At 69.1% G+C, this 15,971-nt stretch carries 13 protein-coding genes; 3 read left to right on the top strand and 10 right to left on the bottom strand.

Annotated features, from left to right (window positions below; translation table 11 throughout):
• Window positions 1-151: 151 nt before the first annotated feature.
• The 7 genes from AAEP80_RS08070 to typA form a co-directional block, all read right to left on the bottom strand.
• On the bottom strand, window positions 152-1,450 hold the full coding sequence (locus AAEP80_RS08070; RefSeq protein WP_281267554.1) for a citrate synthase: 1,299 nt from the start codon (window positions 1,448-1,450) through the stop codon (window positions 152-154).
• Window positions 1,451-1,608: 158 nt separating this feature from the next.
• Entirely contained in the window at window positions 1,609-2,727 is a 1,119-nt protein-coding gene (dapC, locus tag AAEP80_RS08065; RefSeq protein ID WP_420366636.1) for a succinyldiaminopimelate transaminase, read from the bottom strand.
• An 11-nt stretch (window positions 2,728-2,738) separates the two neighbouring features.
• Window positions 2,739-3,056, bottom strand: coding sequence for a ferredoxin (fdxA, locus tag AAEP80_RS08060; protein ID WP_281267201.1), 318 nt, complete (start codon window positions 3,054-3,056; stop codon window positions 2,739-2,741).
• 36 nt (window positions 3,057-3,092) lie between these two features.
• A complete protein-coding gene (locus tag AAEP80_RS08055; RefSeq protein WP_420366635.1) occupies window positions 3,093-4,316 on the bottom strand; it encodes a PIG-L family deacetylase in 1,224 nt (407 codons plus the stop codon).
• Window positions 4,317-4,356: 40 nt separating this feature from the next.
• On the bottom strand, window positions 4,357-4,902 hold the full coding sequence (locus AAEP80_RS08050; RefSeq protein ID WP_281267199.1) for a hypothetical protein: 546 nt from the start codon (window positions 4,900-4,902) through the stop codon (window positions 4,357-4,359).
• Between the two features lie 209 nt (window positions 4,903-5,111).
• Complete coding sequence (locus tag AAEP80_RS08045) at window positions 5,112-6,305, bottom strand: amidohydrolase (protein WP_420366634.1); 1,194 nt, start codon at window positions 6,303-6,305, stop codon at window positions 5,112-5,114.
• A 47-nt stretch (window positions 6,306-6,352) separates the two neighbouring features.
• On the bottom strand, window positions 6,353-8,275 hold the full coding sequence (gene typA / locus AAEP80_RS08040; RefSeq protein ID WP_281267197.1) for a translational GTPase TypA: 1,923 nt from the start codon (window positions 8,273-8,275) through the stop codon (window positions 6,353-6,355).
• A 121-nt stretch (window positions 8,276-8,396) separates the two neighbouring features.
• On the opposite strand from typA, the gene AAEP80_RS08035 reads away from it, so the two are divergent.
• Complete coding sequence (locus tag AAEP80_RS08035) at window positions 8,397-9,146, top strand: CPBP family intramembrane glutamic endopeptidase (RefSeq protein ID WP_413602552.1); 750 nt, start codon at window positions 8,397-8,399, stop codon at window positions 9,144-9,146.
• 164 nt (window positions 9,147-9,310) lie between these two features.
• Here the strand turns inward: AAEP80_RS08035 and AAEP80_RS08030 are convergent, their stop codons facing one another.
• From AAEP80_RS08030 to AAEP80_RS08020, 3 genes are read right to left on the bottom strand one after another with little or no spacing between them, the layout of a single operon-like run.
• Window positions 9,311-11,443: a dipeptide ABC transporter ATP-binding protein gene (locus AAEP80_RS08030; protein WP_420366633.1), complete on the bottom strand. Its 2,133-nt coding sequence runs from the start codon at window positions 11,441-11,443 to the stop codon at window positions 9,311-9,313.
• Window positions 11,440-12,450: an ABC transporter permease gene (locus AAEP80_RS08025; protein ID WP_402729086.1), complete on the bottom strand. Its 1,011-nt coding sequence runs from the start codon at window positions 12,448-12,450 to the stop codon at window positions 11,440-11,442. The genes AAEP80_RS08030 and AAEP80_RS08025 overlap by 4 nt, the downstream gene beginning before the upstream one ends.
• A gap of 1 nt (window position 12,451) precedes the next feature.
• Entirely contained in the window at window positions 12,452-13,435 is a 984-nt protein-coding gene (locus AAEP80_RS08020; RefSeq protein ID WP_402729085.1) for an ABC transporter permease, read from the bottom strand.
• A 143-nt stretch (window positions 13,436-13,578) separates the two neighbouring features.
• On the opposite strand from AAEP80_RS08020, the gene AAEP80_RS08015 reads away from it, so the two are divergent.
• Both AAEP80_RS08015 and AAEP80_RS08010 read left to right on the top strand, forming a co-directional pair.
• Window positions 13,579-15,261 carry an ABC transporter family substrate-binding protein gene (locus AAEP80_RS08015; RefSeq protein WP_420366632.1) on the top strand — a complete coding sequence of 561 codons (1,683 nt, stop codon included), beginning with the start codon at window positions 13,579-13,581 and terminating at the stop codon, window positions 15,259-15,261.
• Window positions 15,262-15,434: 173 nt separating this feature from the next.
• Window positions 15,435-15,914, top strand: a complete 480-nt coding sequence (locus AAEP80_RS08010) for a peroxiredoxin (protein ID WP_420366631.1) — start codon at window positions 15,435-15,437, stop codon at window positions 15,912-15,914.
• The last annotated feature ends 57 nt before the right edge of the window (window positions 15,915-15,971 follow it).

The following is a 15,971-nucleotide window of genomic DNA, read 5'->3' as shown; positions in this document are numbered from 1 at the left end:
GGGCGGACGTGAGCGGCGCGTCGTGCGACTTCGATCTCCCCCGCGGATGCGGACGCGGTCGCGGTCGGCACACAGAACGCGCTCCGCACTCCCGGACGCACATCGCGCCCCGTCGGTACGGGGCGCGATGTGCGTGAGCGGGTGCGCCGCGTCAGCGAGCGGGCAGGTCCCGCTTCGGGGAACCCACGTAGAGCTGCTGCGGGCGACCGATCTTGTTGAGGGGGTCGTTGTTGAGCTCGCGCCACTGGGCGATCCAGCCGGGCAGGCGCCCGATCGCGAACAGCACGGTGAACATCCGCGGCGGGAAGCCCATCGCCTTGTAGATGATGCCGGTGTAGAAGTCCACGTTCGGGTACAGCTTGCGATCGATGAAGTACTGGTCGCTGAGCGCGATCTCCTCGAGCTCGCGGGCGATGTCGAGCAGGTCGTCCTGCACGCCCAGGGACTCGAGTACCTCGTCCGCCGACTCCTTCACGAGCTTCGCGCGGGGATCGTAGTTCTTGTAGACGCGGTGTCCGAAGCCCATGAGCTTCACGCCGCGCTCCTTGTTCTTCACGCGCTCGACGAAGCGCTGCACCGGCTCGCCGGAGTCCTTGATCTGCTGGAGCATCTCGAGGACGGCCTCGTTCGCGCCACCGTGCAGCGGACCGTACAGGGCGTTGATGCCGGCGGAGATCGACGCGAACATGTTCGCCTTCGTCGAGCCGACCAGGCGGACCGTCGCGGTGGAGGCGTTCTGCTCGTGGTCCTCGTGCAGGATGAGCAGCCGGTCGAGCGCCTTCGTCAGCACCGGGTTCGGCGTGTAGGTCTCGGCCATGGTGCCGAAGTTCAGGCGCAGGAAGTTGTCGACGAACGACAGCGAGTTGTCCGGGTACAGGAACGCCTGCCCGATGGACTTCTTGTGCGCGTAGGCGGCGATGACCGGGAGCTTCGCGAGGAGCCGGACGGTCTGGAGCTCGACCTTCTCCGGGTCGTCGACGTCCATGTCGTCCTCGTAGTACGTGGACAGCGCACTGACCGCGCTGGAGAGCACGGACATCGGGTGCGCCGAGTGCGGCAGGGCGTCGAACAGGCGACGGAGGTCCTCGTGCAGGAGCGTGTGCCGGCGGATGCGCGCGTCGAAGTCCTCGAGCTCGGACTCGGTCGGCAGCTCACCGTAGATGAGCAGCCAGGCGACCTCGAGGAACGTGCAGTTCGAGGCGACCTGGTCGATCGGGTACCCGCGGTACCGCAGGATGCCCTGGTCGCCGTCGATGTACGTGATCGCGCTCTTGGTCGACCCGGTGTTCACGAACCCGTAGTCGAGCGTGTTCATCCCGGTCTGCTTCTTGAAGGTCGAGATGTCCACCGTGGACGCGCCGTCGACGCTCGGCAGGATCGGGAACTCCGCCGTCCCACCCGGGTACGACAGCGTCGCGGTCTCCGTCGCCTGCTCGGCGGCGGGACTCACGGGGACGGGCGTCGTTGGCGGTGTGGCCGTCTTCTGAGCGTCATTGGCAGTGTCAGTCACGAGAACAGCCTAATCGCGCCGTCTGTCGCTCGCGCACACCCAGAGCCTCGGAACTTGGTGGGACTCACGAATTGCGGCCGGGTCGCCGCCCCTGTCGCCTACGCCGAAGCCACGCGTCGGCCGCTCGTCAGCCGCTGGGCCGCCGCTGCGATCCGCTCGTCCGTCGCGGTGAGGGCGACACGGACGTGCTCGCCGCCGGCCGCGCCGTAGAAGGTCCCCGGGGCGACGAGGATGCCCCGCTCCGCCAGCCACGCCACCGTGTCGAGTGCCGGTTCGCCCCTGGTCCCCCAGAGGTACAGGCCCGCCTCGCTGTGGTCGACGCGGAAGCCGGCGCCCTCGAGCGCACGTCGGAGCATGCCGCGACGGGCACGGTACAGCGCCTTCTGCTGCTGCACGTGCGTCTGGTCCTCGAGCGCGACGATCATCGCCTGCTGCACGGGCAGTGGCGGCATCATGCCGGTGTGCTTCCGGACGGCCAGGACCTCGGCCAGCACCGCGGCGTCGCCGGCGACGAAGGCGGCCCGGTAGCCGGCCAGGTTGGACTGCTTCGACAAGGAGTACACGCTGAGCACGCCGTCGACGGAGTCGCCGACGACGCGCGGGTCGAGGATCGTCGGGGTCGGCTGCTGGTCGAAGGGGGCTTCCCAGCCGAGTTCGGCGTAGCACTCGTCCCCGACGATCACGGCGCCGAGGGCACGGGCGCGGGCGACGGCGACGCGGAGGTCCTCGATCGAGAGCACCCGCCCGTCGGGGTTGCCCGGGGAGTTCAACCAGACGAGCTTCGTGCCCTCCGGCCACGCGGCGGGGTCGTCCGACGCCAGGGCCGTGGCTCCGACGAGCGCCGCGCCGAGCTCGTACGTCGGGTACGCGGCGGCGGGGAACACGACGGTGTCACCCGGCCCGATGCCGAGCCAGAGCGCGAGTCCGGCGATGAACTCCTTCGAACCGATCGTCGGCAGCGTCTGGTCCTCGGTCAGCTGCACGCCGTGGCGGCGGCCGTACCAGTCGGCGATCGCCTGGCGGAGCGCGGGGGTCCCGGCGACCTGCGGGTAGGCGTGCGCGTCCGTTGCGTCGGACAGCGCCCTCCGGATGACCGCGGGGGTCGGGTCGACGGGGGAACCGACGCTGAGGTCGACGATGCCGCCCTCGTACTCGGCCGCGCGCTGCTTGAACGGGACGAGCTGGTCCCAGGGGAAGTCGGGGAGGTCGAGTGCCACGTGCGCGTCGTTCAGCCGCGCGGCGGTTCGGCCATGACGACCGGGTGGTCCTTGTGGATCACCCCGACCTTGGCGGCACCGCCCGGGGAGCCCACCTCGTCGAAGAACTCGACGTTGGCCTTGTAGTAGTCGGCCCACTCGTCCGGGAGGTCGTCCTCGTAGTAGATCGCCTCGACCGGGCAGACGGGTTCGCAGGCGCCGCAGTCCACGCATTCATCCGGGTGGATGTACAGCGAGCGATCGCCCTCGTAGATGCAGTCGACGGGGCATTCGTCGATGCACGCGCGGTCCTTGACGTCGACACAGGGCTGGGCGATCACGTAGGTCACGGTCGGGTTGCTCCCTTCGAACTGAGCGCTTCGAGTCTACTCGCGGGCGGCCGGCGTCCCTGACCGCGGCCCGTCGGCGTCGACACGGGCGTCGGCGGCGGCGCGCGCACCGGACAGGTCGGGCCACGCGAGCGCCAGCATGGCGACGATCGCCGGCCCGAACGTCCACACGTACCCGGCGGTGTTCGCGAGCACGAGCGGGGAGCTCTGCCCGCCGACCGAGACCAGCACCTGCGTCGCGACGATGACCCCGATGCCGATCGCCGCGACCATCGCCCGCGACCGGTACAACAGCCGCACGCCGACCGTCAGCCCGACGACGATCAACGTCGTGAGGACGATGCCGATCGGGAAGGCCCCGAGGGTCTGCTGGTGGGTGATCGTGCCGAGTCCGCCGGCGAGGAGCCCGACCACGAGCGACACGACGACCGCGGTCGCCTTCCCGGCAGGGGTCATCTCGGCGTACGTCTCCGGGGCGGGCGCCGACGGCGGTGCGTCGTGCCGGAAGGCCTCGGTCGCCGGAGCCTGGTGACGCGCACCGTGCGGCATCACCCACGACAGCGCGAGCGGGTCGGCGGGATCGACAGGGTCGACGGTGACCTGGGAGCGGTACTGCTCGACCGCCGCACGGACCTTCGCCCGGACCGGGAGCACGTCCACGGTCAGGTCCGCTTCACCGGATCCCGGGTCGACGATCATCGAGAACGGGACGTCCTCGGCCTTCGCCGCGTACTTCGCCGCGTGGTGCACCCGCACGTGGTCCGGATGTCCGTACCCGCCGTCGTCGGCGTAGCTGATGACCGCGTCCGCCGCCGTGGAGCGGATCGCGGCGCGGACGTCGTCGACGACCTCGCCGAGGTCGGCCATCGTCAGGGAATCAGCGGGGGCGTCGTCCGCGGCGACCGCTCGCCCGTCCGCTCCCCACTGCATGCCGGAGTCCGTGTAGCGGCGCTCGGGCAGGTCGGTCGGTCGGGCACCGGGTCCGCCGAGCCAGAGGTGTGCAGGTCCCCCGAGGGCGGCGAGTGCCGCCGCGATCTCGGTCTCACGGTGGGCGGCGACGCGCGGCGCGTCACCGAAGAGCGGCGCCAACTCCGGCGTGAGCATCTCGCCGCGCTCGCCCCTGGTCGCCGTGAGCACGGTGACCTCGGACCCGAGCTCGAGGAGCGTCGCGATGGTGCCACCGGACGACAGGGTCTCGTCGTCGGGGTGGGCGTGCACGATGAGGACACGCTCGGGGCGCGTCGCGGTGGCCTTCGACATCGGGTCCAAGCGTACGGGACCGTGGCCGGACGAGGCCTGCCTAGCGCGGGGTGACGATGTACGTCGCGGTCGCCCCGGCGTCCGACTTCGAGAAGGTCAGGACGACCCGGTGGTCGTCGCTCCGGAAGATCCCGAACGCACTCGACGTGTCCGACCGCTTCGCCGACTCGGTGAACCCGGCGTCGGTGAGCTGCTGCGCGGCCGCGGCGAAGTCGTCGACCCCTGCGGCCTGCACCTGCACCACCCAGCCGGACCCGTTCGGACCCGTCCCACCGCCGAGTACCGTCCCGTCCACGAGCGGCACCGCTGCGGTCGGGAACCCCTCGGGGACCTTGCCGTCCGAGGTCACGTTCGCGCCCTTCAGCGCGGTGTCGAGCGCGCCGTCGATACCGCCGGCGATGTTCGACATGCCCTGCTCGATCGCGGAGCCGTCGATGCCCTGCACGTGCTCGCTGACGTCCGAGGCCACCGAGGACCCGAGGTCCGTCGCCTGCTTCAGGGTGTCCGAGGAGCAGCCGGTGAGCCCGGCCAGGGCGATGCCGGCCGCCACGGCGGCCACGAGCGGGGTGCGGATGGCGTTGCGCATGCGGCGACAGTAACGAACCAGGCAGGAGGCCCGGCGCGAGTTCCCTGGGAGTCTCACCTCCCTGCCGGGCGCGACCCGAGCCTCCCGTCCGGTCCGCCGCTGGGTCGGAACACGCGTAGGTGGTCGGAACGCGCGTAGGGGGTCAGTTCTTTCGACCCCCTACGCGCGAAACCGCTTCCCAGTGCGGGCGTTGTGGGAAGGTCTTCGCGTCAGGACAGGTAGGCGCGCGCGGCCGCGACGAGCGCGTCGACGCCCACCGGGATCGCGGTCTCCGCCTGCGGCGCGTAGAACGGCGAGTGGTTGCTCGGGATGTCCTCGCCGCGGCGGAACAGCTCCGGGTCGGTGATGCCGGTGAACCAGTACACGATCGGCACACCAGCAGCCGTGGCGAGCTGCCCGACGTCCTCCGACGCCATCGCGAGGCCGGACTCCAGGTCGACGGCGTTCGGGACCGCCGGACGGAGGGCATCGAGGACCTTCGCGGCCTGCTCCGGGTCGTTCACGAGGACGTCGGCACCCGGGAACCGCTCGATCGTCGGCTCGGGCAGGCCACCGGCCTGGCTCTCGGCGCGGACGATGCGCTCGATCGAGTCGATGATGCGGCCGCGGGTCTCCTCGTTGCGCGCCCGCGTCGAGATCTCGATGACGGCCTTGTCGGGGATGATGTTCGCCCGGCTGCCGGCGTGGAAGCTCCCGACGGTCACGACACCCGCGTCGCTCGGGGAGGTCTCGCGGGAGACGATCGTCTGCAGCCGCACGACCGCCGACGCCGCCGTGACGACAGGGTCGAGCGAGGACTGCGGAGCCGACCCGTGGGCGCCGCGGCCGTTGAACGTGACGGCGAACCGGTCGCTCGACGCCATCACCGCGCCGGCACCGACGGCGACCATGCCGACCGGGGCGGGTGCCGAGTGCTGGCCGAGCACGATCGAGGGCTTCGGGAAGCGCTCGACGAGGCCGTCGTCGACCATCGCCCGGGCACCGGAGATGACCTCTTCGGCGGGCTGGAACACGGCGACGACGGTGCCGGACCAGTCGGCCTTCGTCGCGGTGAGGCGCTCGAGCGTGCCGAGGAGCCACGTGACGTGGATGTCGTGGCCGCAGGCGTGCATCGTCGGGACGTCGGCGCCGGTCTCGTCGGTGCCGCGGTGGGTGCTCGCGTACGGCAGGCCCGTGCGCTCCTCCACCGGCAGGCCGTCCATGTCGGCACGGAGCCAGATGACCGGACCGTCGCCGTTCGACAGGACCCCGACGACGCCGGTGCCGCCGACGCCCTCGGTCACGTCGATACCGCCCAGCTCGTGCAGCTTCGCGGAGACGACACCGGCGGTGCGGTGCTCCTGGAAGCCGAGCTCCGGATGGGCGTGGAGGTCCTGGTACAGCGAGAGGAGGTCGAGAGTCACGGCATCAACCGTATCCCTCGACCTCCTCGTGCACTGTGTGCTGGTGCTTAGGCGTCCTGACGCTTCAGGCGTGCGTACGCGCGCTGGCGAGCCTGCGCGTCGAGCTCGACCTTGCGGATGCGCACGGCGTCGGGGGTGACCTCGACGCACTCGTCCTCGCGGGCGAACTCCAGGCACTCCTCGAGGGAGAGCTGCCGCGACGGCGTCATCGACTCGAAGGAGTCGGCGTTCGCCGAACGCATGTTCGTCAGCTTCTTCTCCTTCGTGATGTTCACGTCCATGTCGTCGGCGCGCGAGTTCTCGCCGATGACCATGCCCTCGTAGACCTCTTCGGTGGGGTTGACGAAGAACGTCATCCGCTCCTGGAGGTTCGTGATGGCGAACGGCGTGACGACACCGGAGCGGTCGGACACGATCGAGCCGTTGATGCGGGTCTGGATCGGGCCGGCCCACTCGGCGTAGCCGTGCGAGATCGCGTTGGCGATGCCGGTGCCGCGGGTCTCGGTGAGGAACGAGGTGCGGAAGCCGATGAGGCCGCGCGACGGCACGATGAACTCCATGCGGATCCAGCCGGTGCCGTGGTTCGTCATGTTCTCCATGCGACCCTTGCGCGCGGCCATGAGCTGCGTGATCGCGCCGAGGTGCTCCTCCGGCGTGTCGATCGTCATGTGCTCGTACGGCTCCTGCAGCTTGCCGTTCTCGTCACGCTTGGTGACGACCTGCGGCTTGCCGACCGTGAGCTCGAAGCCCTCTCGACGCATCTGCTCGACGAGGATGGCCAGTGCGAGCTCGCCGCGACCCTGGACCTCCCACGCGTCGGGGCGGCCGATGTCGAGCACCTTGAGCGAGACGTTGCCGACGAGTTCGCTGTCGAGGCGGTTCTTGACCATGCGCGCGGTGAGCTTGTGGCCCTTGACCTTGCCGACGAGCGGGCTCGTGTTGGTCCCGATGGTCATCGAGATCGCCGGGTCGTCGACCGTGATGGTCGGCAGCGGGCGGACGTCCTCGGGGTCGGTCAGGGTCTCACCGATGGTGATCGTGTCGAAGCCGGCGACGGCGACGATGTCACCGGGACCGGCGGACTCGGCCGGGTAGCGGTCGAGCGCCTTGGTGATGAGGAGCTCGGTGATGCGGGCGTTCTGGACGGTGCCGTCGTGCTTGACCCACGCGACCGTCTGGCCCTTCTTCATCGTGCCGTGGAAGATGCGCAGCAGCGCGAGGCGGCCGAGGAACGGCGACGCGTCGAGGTTCGTGACGTGCGCCTGCAGCGGGTGCTCGTCGTCGTACTTCGGGGCGGGGACGTGCTGGAGGATCGCTTCGAAGAGCGGCTCGAGGTCGTCGTTGTCGGGCAGCGAGCCATCGGCCGGCTTGTTGCGGCTGGCGGCGCCGGCACGACCCGAGGCGTAGACCACGGGGACGTCGAGGATGGCGTCGAGATCGAGGTCGTCGACCTCGTCCGAGAGGTCGGACGCGAGACCGAGGAGCAGGTCCTGCGACTCGGAGACGACCTCGTCGATGCGGGAGTCGGGGCGGTCCGTCTTGTTGACGAGCAGGATCACCGGGAGCTTCGCGGCGAGCGCCTTGCGGAGCACGAAGCGGGTCTGGGGCAGCGGACCCTCCGACGCGTCGACGAGCAGCACGACACCGTCGACCATGGACAGGCCGCGCTCGACCTCGCCACCGAAGTCGGCGTGGCCGGGGGTGTCGATCACGTTGATGGTGATGGGGCCGTCGGAGCCGAACTCGGTCGCGTGCTTCCCGTTGTAGAGCACCGAGGTGTTCTTCGCGAGGATGGTGATGCCCTTCTCGCGCTCGAGGTCGTTCGAGTCCATCATCCGGTCTTCGCCCTCGAAGTGGGCGTCGAACGAGTTGGTCTGCGTGAGCATCGCGTCGACGAGCGTGGTCTTGCCGTGGTCGACGTGTGCCACGATGGCGACGTTGCGCAGGTCGGACCGGGTGGCGAGCGCCATACAGGACATCCTTCAGGTTCTGGGAGAGTGTCGGGCCGACGTCGTCACGACACCGCACCCGCGGGCAGAACGCCCGACACACCAGTCTACCGGTAGTTCGCAAGTGGCAGGAGTACAGCACATGAGCCGACGGCGAACGTGGGTCGAGATCACGATCGTCCTGATGCTCTCGTTGGGCGGCAGCGCGCTCTACTCGGTGCTGCAGATCATCGACGACCTGTCGCAGACCACCCCGCTCGGGCAGCAGTCCACGGCGCTCAACACGTCGACGACCACAGTGCAGTACGTCGACCTCGCGAGGCAGCTCGTCGGCATCGCGGTGGACCTGGCCCCGGTCGCGCTGGTCTGCTACCTGCTCTGGAGCACCACCCGCCCACACCTGTCGCGCCTGGGCATCGACCGGTTCCGGGCCGGGTCCGACATCGGCGTCCCCGTCCTCATCGCGCTCGGCATCGGGATCCCGGGGCTCGCGCTGTACTTCACGGGCCGTGCGCTCGGGTTCACGGTGAACGTGAACCCCGCTGCGCTCGACTCGTACTGGTGGACGATCCCCGTCCTGCTGCTCTCGGCGATCCGCTCGGGGCTGCAGGAGGAGGTGATCGTCATCGGGTACCTGTACGCGCGCCTCGGCGAGATCGGGTGGGGGCGCTGGCAGATCATCCTGTCCACCGCACTGCTGCGCGGCAGCTACCACCTGTACCAGGGCTTCGGTGCGTTCGTGGGGAACGCCGTGATGGGCATCGCGTTCGGGTGGATCTACACGAAGTGGGGCCGGCTCATGCCCCTCATCGTGACGCACTGCATCCTCGACGCCGCCGTCTTCGTCGGGTACCCCTGGGTGGCGCACGCCTTCCCGGCCCTGTTCCGGTAGTCGCCGCCGGCGACCACGCGGCGGACGGGAGGCTCGGTGCGCGTCCGGCACCGAGCCTCCCGTCCGGCACCTGGTCAGGAGCGGCCGACGGACGAGTGCGCAGAAGGCGGGGTCCGGACGCGTCCGTGAGCCCGTCGTCTGCGCACTCGATCGAGTGTCGGCGGCTACGCGGTCAGCGTCGCCACCTGGTCCGGGTAGTGGCACGCCGCGCGGTGGTCGACCGACGCACCGCGGTGCGACGTCTTCTCGGGGACCTCGTCCTCGCAGCGCGACTTCTGCGCATCCGGGAGCATCGCGTACAGCGGGCAGCGCGACCGGAACCGGCAGCCGGTCCGGCGCTCGGTGGGACTCGGCGGGTCACCGGGGAGCAGGATCGTCGTCCGGCTGCGCTCGATCACGGGGTCGGGCACCGGCACCGCCGACATCAGCGCCGCCGTGTACGGGTGCATCGGGCGTTCGAAGACCTCGTCCACCGCGCCCTCTTCCACCGTGCGGCCGAGGTACATGACGCTGACTCGGTCCGCGACGTGCCGGATCACCGACAGGTCGTGCGAGACGAACAGGTACGACAGGCCGAGGCGCGCCTTGAGCTCGGCGAGCAGGTTGAGCACGCCGGCCTGGATCGAGACGTCGAGTGCGGAGACCGGCTCGTCGAGGACGATCAGCTCCGGCTCGGTGGCGAGCGCCCTGGCGATCGAGATGCGCTGCCGCTGGCCGCCGGAGAACTCGTGCGGGTAGCGGTCGGCCTCGGCGGAACGGAGTCCGACGAGTTCGATGAGCTCGGGCACGCGGTCGGCGATGCGGTCGGCACTCGCTCCGACTGCTCGCAGCGGTTCGGCGACCACGTCGTACACGGTCATGCGTGGGTCGAGGCTCGCCGCCGGGTCCTGGAACACCATCGAGATCCGGTTGCGGAGGGTCTTCGTGCCGGACTTGCTCGTGTCGACCGGGGCGCCGAAGAGCTCGACGGTGCCGACCTCGGGACGCTCCAGGTCCATCAGCTGGTGCAGCGTCGTGGACTTGCCAGAGCCGGACTCCCCCACGAGCCCGAGCGTCTCCCCCTGGCGGATGTCGAGGTCGACCCCGTCGACGGCGTAGACCTCGCCGACCTTGCGGCGGAAGACCGAGCCCTTGACGAGCGGGAACGTCTTCGTGAGCCCCTCGACCTGGACGACGGGGTCGCGGTCGGCGCGCTGCACGTGCGCGGCCGGGGCGGTGTCGATCGACAGCAGCGTGAAGATCGCACCCGCGTCGGCGTGGGCCTTCGCGACCTCGTCGGTGCGGTGGCAGGCGGCGGCGTGCGGGACGCTCGTGTCCACCGGCGCCTCGCCGGGGACGCCGGCCGCGACGTCGAGGACCTCGAGCGCCGGCTCGGACGTCCGGCATGCCTCGGCGGCGAGCGGGCAGCGATCGGCGAACGGGCACGCGTCGGCCAGCCCGATGAGCGACGGCGGCGATCCGGGGATCGGCACGAGCGGACCGCCGCTGGACTCGTCGAGCCTGGGTAGCGCGCCGATGAGGCCGATCGTGTACGGCATCCGGGGCCGCGCGAACAGCTCGTCGGCGCTGGCGGTCTCCACGATCCGTCCCGCGTACATGACCGCGATCCGGTCGGCGATGCCGGCGATGACGCCGAGGTCGTGGCTCACGAACACCAGTGCCGCGCCGGTCTCCCGCTGCGCGGTCCGGAGCACGTCGATGATCTGCGCCTGGATCGTCACGTCGAGCGCCGTGGTGGGCTCGTCGGCGAGGATCACCTCGGGGTCGTTCGCCATCGCCATCGCGATCATCGCGCGCTGCCGCATGCCGCCGGAGAACTCGTGCGGGAAGGCGTCGACGCGGCTCTCCGCCTGCGGGATGCCCACGAGCTTCAGGAGCTCGATCGCACGCTCACGGGCCTGCTGCTTCGTGACGTCGCGGTGGATCCGGACGGTCTCGGCGATCTGCTCGCCGATCGTGTACACCGGCGTGAACGCGGACAGCGGGTCCTGGAAGACCATCGCCACCTTCGACCCGCGGAGCTTGCTCATCTGCCGGTCGCTGCGACCGACGAGCTCCTGCCCGTCGAGGTCGATCGAGCCGGTGACGACGGTGGTCTCCGGGAGCAGGCCGAGGATCGCCATGCTCGTGACCGACTTGCCCGAGCCGGACTCGCCGACGATGCCGAGGACCTCGCCACGACGGAGCTCGAGGTCCACCCCGCGGACGGCGTGCACCTCGCCCCGAGGGGTCGGGAAGCGGACGTGCAGGTCGCGGACGCGGAGGATCTCGTCGGTGTTCGTCGTGGTGGTGCTCATGCGCCCGCTCCGGCCTGGGTGTTCAACGCGGCGACGTCCACGGCCGCCTGGTTCTGGTCGCGACGACGGTTCCGCTTCTGCCGCTTGCCGGTGGTCGACGTCGGGTCGAGGGCGTCCCGCAGCCCGTCACCGATGAGGTTCGCGGCGATCGCGAAGACCACGAGGGCACCGGCTGCGAAGTAGAACAGCCACGGGCTCGTCAGCGCGTTGTCCTGGTTCTGGGCGATCAGGGTGCCGAGCGAGACGTCGGGCGCCTGCACACCGAAGCCGAAGTAGCTCAGCGTCGTCTCCCCGAGCACCGCGGTCGCGACCTGGATCGTGCCGTCGATGATCAGGAACGATGCCACGTTGGGCAGCACGTGCCGGAAGATGATCCGGAACGGTCCGATGCCCATGTAGCGGGCGGCGCGGACGAATTCGCGTTCCTTGACGGACAGCGTCATCGAGCGGACGACGCGGGCGGTGATCATCCAGCCGAAGACGGTGATGAGGACCACCAGGACGATCCAGCCGGCGTTCTGGATGCGCGGGCTGATGATCGCGATGATCAGGAACGACGGCAGCACGAGCAGCATGTCCACGAAGAACATCACCAGCCGGTCGACCCACCCGCCGAAGTACCCGGCGGCGGCCCCGGTGATGGCCGCGATGGCCGTTGAGAACACCGCGACGAGCAGTCCGATGAGCAGGCTCTTCTGCATGCCCCTGGCCGTCTGGGCGAACACGTCCTGACCGATCCCGTTCGTGCCGAACCAGTGCGCTGCGCTCGGCGGTCGCGTGAACGCGGTGTAGTCGATCTGCGAGTACTGCCACGGGCTGACCAGCGGCCCGATGAACGCGAAGGCGAAGAGCAGCAGCACGACGACGGTGCCGATCGCCGCGCCGCGGTTCATGAACAGGCGGCGGACGGTCTGCGCGAAGCGGTTGTTCTGCCGGGTCGCCCGTGCCGGGGTGTCGCTGCGGGCGACGAGGGTCGGGTCGACGGGCTCGATGCGGGTGTCGGTCATCTCAGCTCCTCCGCACGCGCGGGTCGAGTGCTGCGGTCGCGACGTCGGCCAGGAACCCTGCGACCAGGACGACCACCGCCGCGAACAGCGTGTACGCGGTCACCACGTTGACGTCGTTGTTGTTCACCGCGTCGATGAACCACGACCCCAGCCCGTTCCACGCGAAGATCTTCTCGGTCAGGGTCGCGCCGGTCAGGATCCCGAGGAACCCGTACGCGAACAGCGTCGTCATCGGGATCAACGCCGTCCGCAGGCCGTGCTTGAACGTCGCGCGGCCGCGGGTCAGGCCCTTCGCCCGCGCCGTGCGGAGGAAGTCCGAGCCCAACACATCGAGCATCGTCGCGCGCTGGTACCGGCTGTAGATCGCGATGAGCCCCACGGCGATCGAGATCGTCGGCAGCAGGAGGTGCGCACCGCGATCGAGCAGGAGCGTCCAGGTGGACCCGTCCAACCCGGGGGTGGCCTCCCCCGTGAAGTTGATGATCTGGCGTCCCGCGTCCTGGTTCAGCTTCGTCGCCCCGATCTTCAGGAAGACGGCGGTCAGGAACACGGGCGTCGAGAACAGGACGATCGATATCGCTGCGCTCACCCGGTCCGACAACCGGTACTGCCGGATCGCGTTCCAGACACCGACGAGCACCCCCAGCACGATGCCGGCGACCGACCCGACCAGCAGCAGGCGGAGGCTGACGCCCAGCCGCGGGAAGAACTGCTCGTTCACCGAGCGGTCCTGGATCGTCTGTCCGAGGTCGCCGTGCACGACGTCTCCGAGCCAGTGCGTGTACCGGATGACGATGGGCGTCTTGTCGTTGACGCCGATGTCGTCGAGCTTGGCGTCGATGACCTGCGCCGACGGCGCCGGGTTGCGCTGCGCGTAGACGGAGCGGGGGCTGAACGTCGCCGATGCCAGGAAGTAGGTCAGCGAGGTCGCGATGAAGACGAGCACGACGTAGTACACGAATCGACGCGCCAGGAAGCGGATCATTCCGCCACCTTACGGCCCCGTTTGTTTCCGGCAGATCACATGGACCGTCCGGCCGGGTAACGATTGATGGTTCGAACACGAAATGTTCTCCCACCCCCGCGCGAGGGCCATAAGGTGAATCCCAACTTCACGAGGGGAACAGAATGAAGCACGGGAAATTCCTTGCGGTCACGGCGGCCCTCGCCGGGATCGCACTCGCCGTCACCGGCTGCTCGGGCGGTTCCGGCAGCTCCGGCAACGACAGCTCCAGCGACTCCGGCAAGAAGACCCTGCCGACGTCGGCACAGATCAACGCACAGCCGGTCTCCGACCTGCAGAACGGCGGGACACTCCGTCTGCCGATCTCGCAGTGGGTGTCGCAGTGGAACTACAACCAGGTCGACGGTCCGCTCGTCGACGCGTCGACGATCGAACAGGCGACGATGCCGTTCATCTACACGATCGACGACAAGGGCGCTCCGACCCTGAACACGGACTACGTGTCCAAGGCCGAGGTCACCAGCGACGACCCGCTCACCATCTCGTACACGATCAACGACCAGGCCAAGTGGAACGACGGCTCGCCGATCACCTGGCGTGACTTCGAGAACGAGTGGAAGACCACCAACGGCACGGACAAGGACTACCTGATCGCCGGGTCCACCGGGTACGAGGACATCGACTCCGTCACCCAGGGCGCGACCGAGCGCGACGTCGTGGTCAAGTTCGCCACACCGTTCTCCGACTGGAAGTCGCTGTTCAGCCCGCTCTACCCGGCCAGCCAGACGAGCACGCCGGACCAGTTCAACAACAACTACAAGGGCAAGGTCCCGGTCTCCTCCGGCCCGTACAAGATCACCGACCTCAACGAGACCGCCGGCACGGTCACGATGAAGCCCGACGAGAACTGGTGGGGTGACAAGCCGAAGCTCGATCAGGTGATCTTCCGCTCGCTCGACGGCAACGCCGACGTGGACGCCTACCTGAACAAGGAGATCGACTCCGTCCTCACGACGACGTCGGAGCGCTTCGACCGGGTGAAGAACGCGAAGAACACGAAGATCCTCGCGTCCACGTCCGCCCAGTACACGCACGTCGACTTCTCGACGAACGGCCTGCTCAAGGACAAGCAGCTCCGACTGGCGATCCAGCACGCGGTGAACCGCGACGCGCTGGCGCAGGTCATCGGTGGCACGCTGCCCTACAAGCTCGGCACCCTCGACAACCACCTGTTCCTGTCGACCGACAAGGGCTACAAGTCGAACATCAAGCCGAACGCCACGTTCGACGTCGAGAAGGCGAAGAAGATCCTCGACGACGACGGCTGGAAGACGGATGGCACGTACCGATCGAAGGGCGGCAAGACGCTCTCCATCGCGATCACCATCCCCTCCGGCGCTCCGACGTCGCAGCAGCTGGCCCAGGTCATGCAGCAGCAGCTCAAGGAGGTCGGTGTGAAGCTCACGCTGAAGTCGGTCGCGACGGACGACTTCTTCGAGCAGTACGTCACGCCGGGCAACTACGACATGACGATCTTCGTCTGGGGCGGCACCGGCTTCCACTCCAGCAGCGCGACGATCTACACGTCGGGCAGCGTCGGCCAGAACTACGGGCGGGTCAGCTCCGACACGATCGACAAGCTGACGAAGCAGGCCCTCTCCGAGCCGGACTCGGACAAGGCCAACGTCATCTGGAACAAGATCGACAAGCAGGTCTGGGCGATCGGGCACTCGATGCCCATCACGGCCAAGCCGGCGCTCGTCGCACAGAACCCGAAGCTCGCCAACTACGGCGCGTTCGCGGGTGCACAGAACATCGACTGGACGAAGGTCGGCTTCACCAAGTAGCCACCGACGGACACGACACAGCGGGGTCGAGCGCAGCAGCGCTCGGCTCCGCTGGTCGTTTCGACAGCACCCGTCCGACCCCGCTGGCCGTTTCGACAGCAACCATCAGGACTCACAGCCCTCCCGCAGCGCGCCGAGGGCTCCCCTGCTCCCGCGCGCCGTACGTTGTGCACATGAGCATCCCCGCGGTCGGCGAACCCGCCCCGACCTTCACCCTGCCGGGCATGATCGTCCGCGACGGGGTGCGCACCGACGACGAGTACGACCTGTCGTCCGAGATCGGTCGCACGATCGTCCTCGCCTTCTACCCGGGCGATGCCACCCCGGTCTGCACCGCACAGCTCTGCAGCTACCAAGAGGAGCTCGACGACTTCGACGACCTCGGTGCCGTCGTCTGGGGCATCAGCCCGCAGGCGCTCGACTCGCACGAGGCCTTCGCCCGCGGCTCCTCGCTCACCTTCCCGCTCCTCAGCGACACCGCGGGCACCGTCGTCCGCGACTACGGGGTCCGCGCGCCGGGGCTGGGACTCCGACGATCCGTGTTCGTCGTCGGCCCGGACGGCGTCGTCCGCTGGCGGCACATCGGACTCGTCGGGCTCCGGTTCCCGAAGGCCTCCGTGATCCGCGGGGAGATCGAACAGCTCGTCCGGTAGGTACGTCCGCATCGACTTTGCGCTCGATCGGCGTGTCGGTTTCCTGATCCTTTCGTT

The organism is Curtobacterium sp. L3-7, from assembly GCF_048756585.1.
Classification (GTDB): Bacteria; Actinomycetota; Actinomycetes; order Actinomycetales; family Microbacteriaceae; genus Curtobacterium.
The sequence above is the reverse complement of the archived record's forward strand: the minus strand, read 5'-3'. Positions and strand labels throughout refer to the sequence as shown.

Excerpts from the sequence above, each read along its gene's own strand:
- AAEP80_RS08055 (WP_420366635.1), bottom strand. The coding sequence starts at position 4,316 with ATGTCGAAGGCCACCGCGACGCGCCCCGAGCGTGTCCTCATCGTGCAC.
- AAEP80_RS08050 (WP_281267199.1), bottom strand. The coding sequence starts at position 4,902 with ATGCGCAACGCCATCCGCACCCCGCTCGTGGCCGCCGTGGCGGCCGGC.
- typA (WP_281267197.1), bottom strand. The coding sequence starts at position 8,275 with ATGGCGCTCGCCACCCGGTCCGACCTGCGCAACGTCGCCATCGTGGCA.
- AAEP80_RS08035 (WP_413602552.1), top strand. The coding sequence starts at position 8,397 with ATGAGCCGACGGCGAACGTGGGTCGAGATCACGATCGTCCTGATGCTC.
- AAEP80_RS08030 (WP_420366633.1), bottom strand. The coding sequence starts at position 11,443 with ATGAGCACCACCACGACGAACACCGACGAGATCCTCCGCGTCCGCGAC.
- AAEP80_RS08025 (WP_402729086.1), bottom strand. The coding sequence starts at position 12,450 with ATGACCGACACCCGCATCGAGCCCGTCGACCCGACCCTCGTCGCCCGC.
- AAEP80_RS08020 (WP_402729085.1), bottom strand. The coding sequence starts at position 13,435 with ATGATCCGCTTCCTGGCGCGTCGATTCGTGTACTACGTCGTGCTCGTC.
- AAEP80_RS08015 (WP_420366632.1), top strand. The coding sequence starts at position 13,579 with ATGAAGCACGGGAAATTCCTTGCGGTCACGGCGGCCCTCGCCGGGATC.
- AAEP80_RS08010 (WP_420366631.1), top strand. The coding sequence starts at position 15,435 with ATGAGCATCCCCGCGGTCGGCGAACCCGCCCCGACCTTCACCCTGCCG.